Genomic DNA, 13822 nt, shown 5'->3' on the forward strand with positions numbered 1-13822 from the left:
CACGCTTGGCCTTGCTCGCCTTGTCAGCCGTCGCCGAACGCAACGGGGCCGCGGAGGTCCGGCGCGGCAGGTAGCCGCCGGACCACGTGGTCGTGTCGGCCTGGGTGCGCTTCCAGTCGACGAGGTCCTCGGGGATCTCGTCGAGGAAGCGCGACGGCGGGTTGTGCGAGGGCGCGCCCCAGGCGGAGCGTACGAGCGCCCGGGTGACGTAGAGCCGCTGCTCGGCCCGGGTGAGCCCGACGTAGGCGATCCGGCGCTCCTCCTCGAGCTCCTTGGGATCACCCAACGACCGCATGTGCGGGAAGATCGACTCCTCGAGCCCGGTCAGGAACACGACAGGGAACTCCAGCCCCTTGGCCGTGTGCAGCGTCATCAAGGTGACCATGCCGTCGCCGGAGTCCGGGATCGAGTCGGCGTCGGCGACGAGCGAGACGCGCTCGAGGAACGCGGCCACGGAACCCGGCTGCAGGACGTCGTCGTCGGCGGTCTCTGCGTCACCGTCTCCCGCATCGGCGGTGAGCGTCGCGGCGTCGGAGACGAACTCGCGCGCGACGGCCACCAGCTCGGAGAGGTTCTCGACGCGAGCCTCGTCCTGCGGATCGGTGCTGTTCTCGAGCTCATCGAGGTAGCCGGAGCGGGCCAGCGTCGCCTCGAGAACCACGTCGACCGGCTCGCCCGACGCCGCCATCTCCTGCAGGCCGGTGATCGTCTCGACGAAGCCGGCGATCTGCTTGAGCGACCGCGTCGCGATGCCGGGTGCCTCCTCCGCACGCTGCAACGCCTCCCAGAACGTGATGCGGAGACGGTCGGCGTACGCCCCGACCACGGCCTCTGCCCGGTCTCCGATGCCGCGCTTGGGGGTGTTGAGGATGCGACGCAGCGAGACCGCGTCGGCCGGGTTGACCAGCACCCGGAGGTAGGCGATCGCGTCCTTGATCTCCTTGCGCTCGTAGAAGCGCACCCCGCCGACGACCCGGTAGGGCAGGCCGACGCGGATGAAGACCTCCTCGAACACGCGCGACTGTGCGTTGGTCCGATAGAAGACGGCGACATCGCTGGGCTTGGCCAGCCCTTCGTCGGTCAGCCTGTCCACCTCGTCGGCGACGAACTGCGCCTCGGCGTGCTCGTCGTCGGCGACGTAGCCGATGATGGCCTCGCCCTTGCCCTGCGCGGACCACAGGTTCTTTTTCTTGCGGCCCTCGTTGCGGGAGATGACGGCATTGGCCGCGTCGAGGATCGACTGCGTCGAGCGGTAGTTCTGCTCGAGCATGATCGTCGTCGCTGTCGGGAAGTCGGCCTCGAACTCGAGGATGTTGCGGATGTTGGCCCCGCGGAAGGCGTAGATCGACTGATCGGAGTCGCCCACCACCAGCAGGTCGGAGTCGGGCTCGGTGCACAGCTCGCGGATGAGGACGTACTGGGCGTGGTTGGTGTCCTGGTACTCGTCGACGAGCACATGACGGAACCGGCGCCGATAGACGTCGGCGACGTCGGGGAACGCCTGGAACAGGTGCACCGTGGTCATGATGAGGTCGTCGAAGTCCATGGCGTTGGACGCCCGTAGACGCTCTTGGTAGGCCACGTAGGCCGTGGCGTAGGCGCGCTCGGTGTCGTTGTGCGCCTTGGATGACGCCTGCTCGTGGTCGACGAGCTCGTTCTTGAGGTTGGAGACCCAGTTGAGCACTCCACGCGGCGGGAACCGCTTGGGGTCGAGCTCGAGGTCTCGGCAGACCTGGGTCATGAGGCGCTTGGAGTCGGCCGCGTCGTAGATCGTGAACGTCGACGAGTAGCCGAAGCGCTGGGCCTCCTTGCGGAGGATGCGTACGCAGGCCGAGTGGAACGTCGACACCCACATCAGCCGCGCGCGCCCGCCGACGAGGTCGGCGACGCGCTCGCGCATCTCGGCAGCGGCCTTGTTGGTGAAGGTGATCGCGAGGATCGACCCCGGGTGGACGTGGTGCTGCGAGATCATCCAGGCGATGCGCCGCGTCAGGACACGGGTCTTGCCCGAGCCTGCGCCGGCGACGACCAGGAGCGGGCCGCCCGCGTGGGTGACGGCCGCGCGCTGGGGGTCGTTGAGCCCCTCGAGCAGCGCGTCTGCCTTCGCCGCGCGGCGCGCCTCGATCTCCTCGTCGCTCGGACCGTCGTGGCCGCCTCCGCCAGGGCTGCCGAGAGCGGGGGTCGTACGGGCGTCGCCGGGTCGCGAGCCGCCCGGCAGGCGGTCTGAGGGCACGGGAAACGGGAGGCTCATCGTGCTCCCCAGCCTACGGGGGCCGACGGACATGATCGCGCCGGGCGTACTGGAACAAGCTGACCCACTGTTCACCAGTGGCGGCCTACTCTTGACAAGGGGGGTCACTGCGAGCTAAGGAGGCGCCGACGTGCGCATCGTCATTGATCCCGACGTGGGTGAACCCCCGTACGAGCAGGTACGCCGCCAGATCGCGTCGCAGGCAGCCGACGGCACGCTGGGTCCGGGGGCACGTATCCCGACGGTGCGTGCGCTCGCCCACGATCTCGGCCTCGCGGTGAACACCGTGGCGAAGGCCTACCGCGCACTGGAGGCCGAAGGCGTCGTCGAGACGCTGGGGCGCCGCGGGACGTTCGTCCGTACGTCGGTGATGACAGCCGACGTCTCACGTGCCGCTGCCGCGGCGGCCGACGCCTACGTCAGCGAGCTTCGCCGCCTGGGCCTGGCTCGCACCGAAGGCGTCAGGATGGTCGAGGACCGCTGGCTCTGACGCCCACCGAGTCTGCGCTCAGACGCCCACGTAGTCCGCGAGGTGCTTGCCGGTGAGGGTCGACCGGTCGGCGACGAGATCAGCGGGGGTGCCCTCGAAGACGACCCTGCCTCCGTCGTGGCCTGCTCCCGGACCGAGATCGATGATCCAGTCCGCGTGGGCCATCACGGCCTGGTGGTGCTCGATGACCACCACCGACCTCCCGGAGTCCACCAGCCGGTCGAGCAGCGCGAGCAGTTGCTCGACGTCGGCGAGGTGGAGACCGGTGGTCGGCTCGTCGAGGACGTAGACGTCCCCCTTCTCGGCCATCTGCGCCGCCAGCTTGAGCCGTTGCCGCTCTCCGCCCGACAGGGTCGTCAGCGGCTGCCCGAGGCTGAGGTAGCCGAGCCCGACGTCGACCAGCCGGTGGAGGATCTTGTGCGCAGCCGGTGTCCGTGCGTCACCGTCGCTGAAGAACGCCTCGGCATCGGTCACCGACATCGCCAGCACCTCGGCGATGTTGCGGCCACCGAAGGTGTACTCGAGGACCGATCCCTGGAAGCGCCGGCCCTCGCACTCCTCGCAGGTCGACTCGACGGTCGCCATCACCCCGAGCTCGGTGAAGATCACTCCTGCGCCCTTGCAGGCCGGGCACGCTCCCTCCGAGTTGGAGCTGAACAGCGCCGGCTTCACGCCGTTGGCCTTGGCGAAGGCCTTGCGGATCGGCTCCAGCAGACCCGTGTACGTCGCGGGGTTGCTGCGTCGCGAACCCTTGATGGCGCCCTGGTCGACGACGACCACGCCGTCGCGCTCGGCGATCGAGCCGTGGATCAGCGAGCTCTTGCCCGAGCCGGCGACGCCGGTGACGACGCACAGCACGCCCAGCGGCACGTCGACGTCCACGTCTTGCAGGTTGTGCATCGACGCGCCACGGATCTCGAGCGCCGCGGTGGACGTGCGGACCTCCTCCTTGAGCCTCGCGCGGTCGTCGAGGTGGCGCCCGGTGGTCGTGTCGCTCTCCCGGAGCCCTTCGATCGTGCCCTCGTAGCAGATCGTGCCGCCGTTGGTCCCCGCGCCGGGACCGAGATCGATCACGTGGTCGGCGATCGCGATCGTCTCCGGCTTGTGCTCGACGACGAGGACGGTGTTGCCCTTGTCGCGCAGCTGGAGGAGCAGCTGGTTCATCCGCTCGATGTCGTGCGGGTGGAGCCCGATGGTGGGCTCGTCGAAGACGTACGTGACGTCGGTGAGGGACGAGCCGAGGTGGCGGATCATCTTGGTCCGCTGCGCCTCGCCGCCCGACAGCGTGCCGGCGGGACGCTCGAGGCTCAGGTATCCCAGGCCGATCTCCTGGAACGCGACGAGCAGGTGCTGGAGGCCGCGGACGAGGGGGGCGACTCCCGGCTCGTCGAGCTCACGCATCCACGCCGCGAGGTCGCTGATCTGCATCCGGCAGAGGTCGGCGATGTTCTTTCCCCGGATCGTCGAGGAGAGCGCCTCCTTGCTCAGCCGGGTGCCGTCGCAGTCGGGGCAGGTCGTGAACGTGATCGCGCGCTCCACGAATCGACGCACGTGCGGCTGCATGGCGTCGACGTCCTTCGAGAGCATCGACTTCTGGATCTTGGGGATCAGACCCTCGTACGTGAGGTTGATGCCCTCGACCTTGATCTTGGTCGGCTCCGCGTAGAGGAGCTGCTGGAGCTCCTTCTTGGTGAATTTCGCGATCGGCTTGTCCATCGGGATGCCGGCGCCGCTGAAGATGCGTCCGTACCAGCCGTCCATGCTGTATCCCGGGACGGTCAGCGCGCCCTCCTCGAGACTCTTCGACTCGTCGTACAACGCGGTCAGGTCGAAGTCGCTGGTCACTCCCATCCCCTCGCAGCGCGCACACATGCCGCCCTGGTAGACCGCGCCGCGGACGACCGTCTTCTCCTCCTTCCCGCCCTTCTCGGTCTTCATCACGCCGCTCGCCGTACGGGTCGGGACGTTGAACGCGAAGGCCGTCGGCGGCCCGATGTGCGGGGTGCCGAGGCGGCTGAAGAGGATCCGCAGCATCGCGTTGGCGTCGGTGGCGGTGCCGACCGTGGAGCGCGGGTTCGCCCCCATGCGCTCCTGATCAACGATGATCGCCGTGGTGAGCCCTTCCAGATGGTCCACCTCGGGACGCGCGAGCGACGGCATGAAGCCCTGGACGAACGCCGAGTACGTCTCGTTGATCATCCGCTGAGACTCCGCGGCGATCGTGGCGAAGACCAACGAGCTCTTGCCGGAGCCGGAGACCCCGGTGAACGCCGTGAGCCGGCGCTTGGGGATCTCGACGCTCACGTCCTTGAGGTTGTTCTCGCGCGCGCCCTGCACGCGGATCAGGTCGTGGCGGTCCGCCGCGTGGTCGGAGTCGGCCTGGGGAGGAGGAGCGGGGTGGCGGGCGGTGTCCATGGCCGCCACGCTAGCGGCGAGCGAGCTCCCGTCGCTTCTTCAGTCCTGACCTCCGAGCGGGCCGTCAGCGCGGCGTCTCCGTGTGCCCGTCGTCGTGCGGCTCATCCTTGTGCTCCCGCCACGGGCGCTCGAACGGCAACCGCCAGGCGTTCGGCGCGATCAGCTGGTGGATCGCGTTCGGCCCCCACGAGCCCGGCGGGTAGACCCTGACCGGCGACGGGTGGTCGATGAGCTGTTGCGAGAGACCCCACAGCTGCTCGATGCCGTCGGCGGTCGTGAACAGCGTGTGGTCGCCGCGCATCGCGTCGTAGATGAGCCGCTCGTACGCCTCGAGGGCCGACACCGCGCCGGGGTCCTCGTGGAACGAGAACTGCATCGAGTACTTGTCCATCCGCATGCCGTGCCCGGGCTTCTTGCCGTAGAACGACAGCGACAGCCGCGCGCGGTCCGCGAGGTCGAACGTCAGGTGGTCCGGGCCCTGCGCACCCACACCCGACCCCTCGGGGAACATGCTCTTGGGCGGCTCCCGGAACGCGATCGAGATGATCCGCGCGCCTTCGGCGAGCTTCTTGCCCGTACGGAGGTAGAACGGCACTCCCGCCCACCGCCAGTTGTCGATCCAGCACCGCAGCGCGATGAACGTCTCCGTCTCGGAGTCGTCCGACACGGCCGGCTCCTCGCGGTAGCCCGCGTACTGGCCGCGGACGACGTCGGCGGGCTCGATGGGCAGCATCGACCGGAAGACCTTGTTCTTCTCCTCGGTGATCGCGTGCGGGGTGAGTGCCGTCGGCGGCTCCATGGCGACGAAGCCGAGCACCTGGAAGAGGTGGGTCACGACCATGTCCCGATAGGCGCCGGTCTCCTCGTAGAACCCGATCCGCCCACCGAGCCCCAGTGTCTCCGGCACGTCGATCTGGACGTGTTCGATGTGGTTGCGGTTCCAGATCGGCTCGAACAGGCCGTTGGCGAAGCGGAACGCCAGGATGTTCTGCGCCGCCTCCTTGCCGAGGAAGTGGTCGATACGAAAGATCTGGTCCTCGCGGAACACCTCGTGGAGCGCCGCGTTCAGACGCCGGGCCGACGCGAGGTCGGTGCCGAAGGGCTTCTCCATGATGATCCGCGAGCGCGGCGCCAGGCCGGCCTCGTCGATCTCGTGCACGACCGACAGCGCGGCCTTGGGCGGAACGCTCAGGTAGTGCAGGACCTGCGGCTCGCCGCTGACCTCGGACTCGGCCTTGCGAACGACGGCGGCAAGCCCGTCTGCGCCCTCGTCACCAGGCGCCCAGCGGAGCATGCCGGCGAACTCGGCCCATGCCTCGTCGGTGGGTGCCGGCGTGCTGAACTCGTCGACCGCGTCACGCGTCAGCGTGCGGAACTTGTCGAGGTCCATGTCGTCGAGCGACGTGCCGACGATCCGGGCGTCCTGGAGCAGGCCGGCCTGCCAGAGGTGGAGCAGCCCTGGCAGCAGCTTGCGCCGTGCCAGGTCCCCCGTCGCCCCGAACAGAACGATGACGTACGACTGCGACTCCATGCGCCTCAGCGTAGTGCGCGCCCGCGGATCTCGATGGTGGAGCGACCGCAACGAGGGGCGACCGGGGAGTCTCGTGACCGCCGTCACAGCCAAGCGGGGTTGCCGACCAACCTACGGTTGCGTAGGTTGTTGGTGCACGGCCGTTCACTGAACCCTCGGAGGCCCCATGGGAATCGTCCGCAAGGCGCTCGCCTCGCGTCCGATCGCTGCCCTGACCTCGCCCCACACCATCGACCACTATCTCGACCAGATCCACCCCATGCTCGTGGTGCAGCACGTCCGCGCCCGGGTCGTCGAGGTGATCCACGAGACCGGTGTCGCCAGCACGGTCGTGCTCCGGCCCAACGGCGTCTGGGAGGGCTTCGCGCCCGGGCAGCACGTCGAGTTCGGCGTGGAGGTCGACGGCAAGCGCCGCGTGCGCGTCTTCTCGGTCTCCAGCTCAGCCCGCCGCAAGGACGGGCTCTTCAGCGTCTCCGTCAAGGCGCACCCGGACGGCTACGTCTCCCAGTACCTGCACCACGAGCTGGCCCCGGGGACCCTGGTGCACCTGTCTCAGGCCGCCGGCGAGTTCGTGCTGCCCGAGACCGTCCCAGAGGACCTGCTGCTGCTCTCCGGCGGCAGCGGGATCACACCCGTCATGTCGATGCTGCGGACGCTCCGCGACGACGGCCACACGGGGCGCGTCACCTTCCTCCACTACGCCCGCAGCCGCGAGGACGAGATGTTCTCCGCCGAGCTCGACGAGCTCGCCGCCTCGTACGGCGCGGTGCGCGTGGTCCGCGTCTACACCCGTGTCCCCGAGCCCGACGCCGAGCTGACCGGGCGGTTCGACCTCGTCCATCTCAAGCATCTCGACGTCGACCCCACCACCACTCTCACCTACGTGTGCGGGCCTGCCGGGCTCATCGCGTCGGTGCGGGACGCGTACGACGAGATCGGCGCCGCAGCGCAGCTGCGCCAGGAATACTTCAAGGTCCCGACGGTCGATCTCTCCGCAGCAGACGCGACCGGGACCCTCACCTTCGACGACAGCGGCATCGACGCCGCCAACTCCGGCGCGACCATCCTCGAGCAGGCCGAGAAGGCCGGGCTCACGCCCGACTTCGGCTGCCGCATGGGCGTCTGCAACACCTGCGCCATCAAGAAGAACCACGGTGCCGTCCGCCATGTCATCTCGGGCGAGGTCACCGCCAACACCGACGAGACCGTCAAGATCTGCGTCCAGGTCCCCGTCGGCGACGTCAACGTCGCCCTCTGAGAGGTAACCCATGTCCCACTACCGCAAGAAGCGCGCCCCGATCGAGCCGCTCAGCGCCAGCAACCACAACCAGGCGCCCGTCCCCCTCGTCGGCGAGGACGCCTCGACCCGCGCCACCATCGGGCTGGACCTGATGACGTACGAGCAGCTCGAGGAGTTCGGCAAGGAGCTCGACAAGGTGCGCCAGCGCGTCCTGGACGACCTCGGCCAGAAGGACGCCGACTACATCCGCCGCGTGATCAAGGCACAGCGCGTGTGCGACGTCGTCGGCCGCGTCGGCGTCTTCATGCCGTTCTTCCCGCCCGCCTTCGTCGGCGGCATCGCGAGCCTCGGCATCTCCAAGATCCTCGAGAACATGGAGATCGGGCACAACGTGATGCACGGCCAGTACGACTGGATGAACGACCCGGTCGTCGACGGCAAGAAGTACGAGTGGGACAACGTGGCGCCGGCCCAGGACTGGAAGCACGGCCACAACTACATCCACCACACCTACACCAACATCCACGGAATGGACCGGGACATCGGCTACAACCTGTTCCGGATCGACGACGAGCAGCCCTGGTACCCGAGCCACCGGTTCAACCTGCCGCTGGCGTCGCTCCTCATGCTCTTCTTCGAGTGGGGCGTGATGTACCACGGCATCGAGCTGGACGAGTACCTCGGTGGCCGCATGAGCAAGGCTGAGTTCACCGCCCGCAAGAAGCGTGCGCTTCAGAAGGTGCGTCGTCAGGTCGTCAAGGACTACGTCGCCTTCCCGCTCGCCTCGGTCGCGCTCGTGCCGTTCACCGCCTGGTGGGTCCCGCTGGCCGTGCTCGGCGGCAACGTCGCCGCCAACATCATCCGCAACGTGTGGACGTTCATCATCATCTTCTGCGGGCACTTCCCCGCCGAGGTGGAGACGTTCACCGAGGAGGAGGCCCAGAACGAGACGCGCGGCCAGTGGTACCTCCGCCAGCTGCTCGGCTCGGCGAACATCACCGGCTCCAAGCTCTTCCACGTGATGTCGGGCAACCTGTCCTACCAGATCGAGCACCACCTCTTCCCCGACATCCCGGCGCGCCGCTATCCCGAGGTCGCGAAGGACGTGCGCCGACTCGTCGAGAAGTACAACCTGCACTACAACACCGGTCGTCTCTCGAAGCAGATCGGCAGCGTCGCCCGTCAGCTCGCCGCTCTCGGCAAGAAGCCGTCCGACCCGTACAAGGTCGGCAACTCGCCGGAGTCGAAGGCGCTGCGTCGCGAGAAGCGCGAGGCCGAGAAGGCCGCACGAGAGGCGCTGGCGACGGCCGCCTGACCGTACGGCTCGTGCTGAGCGACGATGCGTTCCGACCACACGCTGGTCGGAACGCATCGTCGTCTCAGGCGACGTCTCGTCCGACGACGTCGGGACGGAGGTCGAGGCGGCGGAGCAGCTGCGCGTTGAGGGCGACGACCACCGTGGACGCCGACATCAGGATCGCTCCGACCGACATCGGGAGCACGAAGCCGACCGGCGCCAGGACACCCGCAGCGAGCGGCACCGAGATCAGGTTGTAGCCCGCGGCCCACCAGAGGTTCTGCTTCATCTTGCGGTACGTCGCCCGCGACAGCGCGATCACCGAGAGAACCGAGCGCGGGTCGGAGCTCGCCAGGATGACGCCGGCAGAGGCGATCGCGACGTCGGTGCCGGCGCCGATCGCGATCCCGACGTCGGCCTGGGCGAGTGCCGGTGCGTCGTTGACGCCGTCGCCGACCATCGCGACCTTGAGTCCCTCTCCTTGCAGCTCGGAGACTTTGGCAGCCTTGTCCTCGGGGCGGACACCGGCGTAGACGCGGTCGATGCCCAGCTCGTCGGCGACCGCCCGCGCCACCGCCTCGGCGTCACCGGTGATCATCACGACCTGCACCCCGATCGAGTGCAGGGCGTCCACGGCCTGCCTCGACTCCTCGCGCACCTCGTCAGCGAGCGCGAGCGCACCCGCCACCTCCCCGTCGACGAGGACGTGGAGGATGATCGCGCCCTTCGTCCGCCACGCCTCGGCCACACCGAGCTCGCGCCCGCCTTCCTGCTCGAGGAGCGCAGGCCCTCCGACCTGCACCCGCCTGCCGTCGAGCACCGCGGTCACGCCCACGGCCGGCGACGAGCTGAACCCGCCCGAGACGCCCACCGTCAGACCCCGGCCGCGAGCAGCGGCCGTGATCGCCCTCGCGAGCGGGTGCTCGCTGTCGGACTCCGCCGCGGCGGCGAGCGCGAGCACCTCGTCCGGGCTGCGCCCGCCGGTGGTCTCGACGGCCGTCACGGTGGGCTCGCCCTTGGTCAGGGTGCCGGTCTTGTCGAACAGCACCGCGTCGACGGTGCGCATGCTCTCGAGGGCGAGACGATCCTTGACGAGGACGCCGCCGCGGGCCGCGCGCTCGGTCGCGATGGACACGACCAGCGGGATGGCGAGCCCGAGGGCGTGCGGACAGGCGATGACCAGGACCGTGATGGTGCGGACGACCGCCTCGTCGGGCTCACCGATCAGTGACCACACCAGTGCCGTGATCAGAGCAGCACCCAGCGCGAACCAGAACAGCCACGCGGCAGCGGTGTCGGCGAGGCGTTGGGCTCGCGACGACGAGCTCTGCGCCTCGGTGACCAGCCGTTGGATGCCCGCGAGCGCGGTCTGGTCGCCGACGGCGGTGACCTCGATCCGCAGACCGGAGTCGGTGGCAACCGTCCCCGCGACCACGGGATCCCCGACGCCGCGCGGGACCGGCCGCGACTCCCCCGTCACCATCGACTCATCGATGTCGGCGGCGCCCTCCACGATGCGTCCGTCCGCGGGGACGCTGCCACCGGGGCGTACGACGACCAGGTCGCCGACCCGCAGCCGGGACGGCGCGACCGTCACGATCTGGTCGCCCTCGACACGCTCTGCCTCGTCCGGCAGGAGCGCCGCCAGCGAGTCGAGCGCGGAGGTCGTCTGCGCGAGCGAGCGCATCTCGATCCAGTGACCGAGCAGCATGATGACGATCAGCAGCGCGAGCTCCCACCAGAAGTCGAGCTGGTGGTGGAGGATCCCGAGACTCGCACCCCACGACGACACGAACGCGACGGTGATCGCGAGCCCGATGAGCAGCATCATGCCCGGCTGGCGTGCACGGATCTCGCTCACGGCGCCGCTCAGGAACGGCTGGCCGCCCCAGGCGTACATCACGGTGCCGATCAGCGGAGAGACCCAGCCGACCCAGGTCGCGTCAGGAAGGTCGTAGCCGACGATGTCCGCGAACATGCCGGAGAAGCCCACGACGGGCACGGCGATGACGAGCATGATCCAGAACAGACGACGGAACTGACCGACGTGGTCGCCGTGGCCCGCGTGCCCCTCGCCCGCCATCTCGTGACCCTCGTGGCCCGCCATGTCCGGGTCGTGGGCGTGACCTGCGTGTCTGCCGTGCACGTGTTCCGTGGGCATCCCCGGCCCGTGGTGATGACCGCTCATGCCACCGACAGTATACCCCTAGGGGGTATCTGCCAACCGGCCGAGAACCAACGTGGCCACCCGCTCGAGCTCGGGAGTGAGCGCGCTCTCCGGGACCGTCACCTGCTGGTCGCCGTACGTGAACGTGTAGGTGAACCGGTCGGCGCCCCGCGGATCGGCGTCGCGGATGGGCAGCGCCGTGAAGTTGACCTGCTGGAGAATCGACGCCACTTCGGCCCCGAGAGGCCCCTCGTCGGCGTCGACCGCGGCCTCGCGCACCACGCCGGTGAAGCCGCCCGTGCGCGACACCACGATCCGCCCCGAACGACGGGCCGGAGCGCCCGCATCCGCGGCATCGAGACCCGGGGTGACACCGACCTCCTCCCACGCCGCGCTCACGGCGTCGGCCTCCTCCTCGCCGTAGAGGTCCCCCGCCGCGGCGACCGTCGCGGCAGCGAACTCGCCGAACCCGCTGTCACGTCCGACCGCGTCCCCGGTCAGCGCGGCGTACCAGATCCTCCCGGTGCGCTCCCACGTGTAGCCGCCCAGGCGCAGCGCCGCGAGGGTGAACGCCTTGTTGGGGATGCCGGAGTTGATGTGCACGCCACCGTTGTCGGCCGTGGTCTCGACGTAGTCGCGCATGGACCCGACCTGCGGGTCCCTGCCCAGCAGCGGGTCGTCGTACGCCGTGCCGGGCTCGCGCATCGAGCGGAGCGCGACGGCGTTGATGCTCGGCTTGAAGAGGCCCTCGCCGATCAACCAGTCGGCCTGCTCGGCGGTCTGGTCGAACTGGCGCTGGAGCGCCATGGCCGCGAAGCAGTCGGACACCGACTCGTTGAGCGCACCGGACTGACCCGAGTAGCGCAGGTCCGCGGTGAACTGCGTGACGCCGTGGGTGAACTCGTGGAAGAGCACGTCAGGCGGTTTGGTGAACCGCTCGAACACCTCGCCGTCTCCGTCACCGAACACCAGCTGGTCACCGTCCCAGAAGGCGTTGTCGTAGGCCCGCCCGAAGTGGACCGTGACGGTGACGGTGCTGCCTGCGTCATCGATGCCACTGCGTCCGTAGACGGTGGAGAACAGCTCGTGCACGATGCCGGTGCTGTCGTACGCCTCGTCGACCGCCTGGTCTCCCGTCGGCGGGTCGGCGTCACCGCGGACCTTGTCGCCCGGCAGGCTCGTCCCACCCCCGGCGCTGTAGATCGTCTTGGTCCCGTCCGCGTCGGGCGGCTGCGCGACCGACGGTGACGTCGTCGCGCGCCGCTCCCTCAGCCGCTCGTCGAGCCCGCGGGTGCGGCCGAACCAGTCGGCGGCGTGGCCGTGGCCGACATCGGCGAGCCGGTCGAGGAGGTACGGCGGCACGAACTGGCATCTCATGCGTCTTGTCTACCGTGCCGCACCGACACCGGCGACACGGTCGAGCGCCGCCCAAGGGCGCTGTCCGGGGCGCCTCAGATCAGGCGGCGGTCGTTGGCCCACCGGGTGAGCTCGTGACGGCTCGACAGCTGGAGCTTGCGCAGCACGGACGACACGTGGGTCTCGACGGTCTTCACGGAGATGAAGAGCTCCTTGGCGACCTCCTTGTAGGCGTAGCCACGGGCGATCAGGCGCATCACTTCACGTTCGCGCTCGGTGAGCCGGTCGAGGTCGGAGTCGACCTGCGCGACCTCGATCGTCCCCGCGAACGCGTCGAGCACGAATCCCGCCAGCCGCGGCGAGAAGACCGCGTCGCCACCGGCCACCCGACGGATCGCGTCCACCAGCTCGTCGCCCGTGATGTTCTTGGTGACGTAGCCCCGGGCGCCCGCGCGGATCACCCCGATGACGTCCTCGGCGGCGTCGCTCACCGACAGGGCGAGGAACTTCGTGTCCGGGTAGCGGGTCGCGACCCGGCGGAGGACCTCCGCACCGCCGCCTCCCGGGAGGTGGACGTCGAGCAGGACCACGTCGGGACGGTACGACTCCACCGCACGCACCGCCTCGTCGACGTCCCCGGCCTCCGCCACGATCCGGACCGTGCTGCCGAGCTCGGCCCGCACACCCGTCCGGAACATCGCGTGGTCGTCGACGAGCAGGACGCCGAGGTCCCTCAAGCTGCCGGTCTGCGTCGGGGTGCTCACGCGTCTCCTCCTCCGTCCGCGCCGTTGCGCGCAGCCTCGTGCGCGCCGCTGGGCGCCTTGTCTCGTACGAGGGGCAACGCGAGTCGAACCTCCGTGCCCTCCCCTGGTCCTGAGCGTACGACGGCCGTGCCGCCGTGCCTGTGCATGCGCGCCACCAACGAGCGGCGGATGCCCAACCGGTCCTCCCGGATCGCCGACGGGTCGAACCCGACGCCGCGATCGCGCACGAAGACCTCCGCCGCCGCACTCCCGACCTCGACGTAGACGTCGATGCGGTCGGCACCGGAGTGCTTCGCCGCGTTCGTCATGGC

General features: G+C 69.3%; 10 protein-coding genes. 3 read left to right on the top strand and 7 right to left on the bottom strand.

Annotation, left to right across the window (positions count from 1 at the left end):
• Positions 1 to 2251: DNA helicase PcrA (pcrA, locus tag PV363_RS09625; protein WP_301022216.1), on the bottom strand; the 2251-nt coding region annotated here is incomplete at its 3' end.
• A 130-nt stretch (positions 2252 to 2381) separates the two neighbouring features.
• Here pcrA and PV363_RS09630 point away from each other — a divergent pair.
• Positions 2382 to 2741, top strand: a complete 360-nt coding sequence (locus PV363_RS09630; RefSeq protein WP_220341979.1) for a GntR family transcriptional regulator — start codon at positions 2382 to 2384, stop codon at positions 2739 to 2741.
• A gap of 18 nt (positions 2742 to 2759) precedes the next feature.
• Here the strand turns inward: PV363_RS09630 and PV363_RS09635 are convergent, their stop codons facing one another.
• Complete coding sequence (locus PV363_RS09635; protein WP_301022217.1) at positions 2760 to 5156, bottom strand: excinuclease ABC subunit UvrA; 2397 nt, start codon at positions 5154 to 5156, stop codon at positions 2760 to 2762.
• A gap of 64 nt (positions 5157 to 5220) precedes the next feature.
• Positions 5221 to 6687 (bottom strand): glucose-6-phosphate dehydrogenase, encoded by a 1467-nt coding sequence (gene zwf / locus PV363_RS09640; protein WP_220341981.1) that lies wholly within the window; start codon positions 6685 to 6687, stop codon positions 5221 to 5223.
• Between the two features lie 166 nt (positions 6688 to 6853).
• On the opposite strand from zwf, the gene PV363_RS09645 reads away from it, so the two are divergent.
• Complete coding sequence (locus PV363_RS09645; protein WP_301022218.1) at positions 6854 to 7945, top strand: FAD-binding oxidoreductase; 1092 nt, start codon at positions 6854 to 6856, stop codon at positions 7943 to 7945.
• A gap of 10 nt (positions 7946 to 7955) precedes the next feature.
• Positions 7956 to 9242 carry a fatty acid desaturase gene (locus PV363_RS09650; protein WP_220345289.1) on the top strand — a complete coding sequence of 429 codons (1287 nt, stop codon included), beginning with the start codon at positions 7956 to 7958 and terminating at the stop codon, positions 9240 to 9242.
• A gap of 64 nt (positions 9243 to 9306) precedes the next feature.
• On the opposite strand, the gene PV363_RS09655 is transcribed toward PV363_RS09650, so the two are convergent.
• The 4 genes from PV363_RS09655 to PV363_RS09670 all read right to left on the bottom strand — a co-directional run.
• On the bottom strand, positions 9307 to 11331 hold the full coding sequence (locus PV363_RS09655; RefSeq protein WP_301022219.1) for a copper-translocating P-type ATPase: 2025 nt from the start codon (positions 11329 to 11331) through the stop codon (positions 9307 to 9309).
• Positions 11332 to 11430: 99 nt separating this feature from the next.
• A complete protein-coding gene (locus PV363_RS09660) occupies positions 11431 to 12768 on the bottom strand; it encodes a protealysin inhibitor emfourin (RefSeq protein WP_301022220.1) in 1338 nt (445 codons plus the stop codon).
• A 74-nt stretch (positions 12769 to 12842) separates the two neighbouring features.
• Complete coding sequence (locus PV363_RS09665) at positions 12843 to 13511, bottom strand: response regulator transcription factor (protein WP_301022221.1); 669 nt, start codon at positions 13509 to 13511, stop codon at positions 12843 to 12845.
• Positions 13508 to 13822 (bottom strand): ATP-binding protein (locus tag PV363_RS09670; RefSeq protein WP_366525467.1); only part of this gene is annotated, 315 nt, incomplete at its 5' end. The genes PV363_RS09665 and PV363_RS09670, both read right to left, overlap by 4 nt.

This window comes from Mumia sp., from assembly GCF_028803055.1.
In the GTDB taxonomy this organism is placed as follows: Bacteria; Actinomycetota; Actinomycetes; order Propionibacteriales; family Nocardioidaceae; genus Mumia.

Coding starts and splice junctions, on each gene's coding strand:
- PV363_RS09635 (WP_301022217.1), bottom strand. CDS start 5,156: ATGGACACCGCCCGCCACCCCGCTCCTCCTCCCCAGGCCGACTCCGAC.
- zwf (WP_220341981.1), bottom strand. CDS start 6,687: ATGGAGTCGCAGTCGTACGTCATCGTTCTGTTCGGGGCGACGGGGGAC.
- PV363_RS09645 (WP_301022218.1), top strand. CDS start 6,854: ATGGGAATCGTCCGCAAGGCGCTCGCCTCGCGTCCGATCGCTGCCCTG.
- PV363_RS09650 (WP_220345289.1), top strand. CDS start 7,956: ATGTCCCACTACCGCAAGAAGCGCGCCCCGATCGAGCCGCTCAGCGCC.
- PV363_RS09655 (WP_301022219.1), bottom strand. CDS start 11,331: ATGGCGGGCCACGAGGGTCACGAGATGGCGGGCGAGGGGCACGCGGGC.
- PV363_RS09660 (WP_301022220.1), bottom strand. CDS start 12,768: ATGAGATGCCAGTTCGTGCCGCCGTACCTCCTCGACCGGCTCGCCGAT.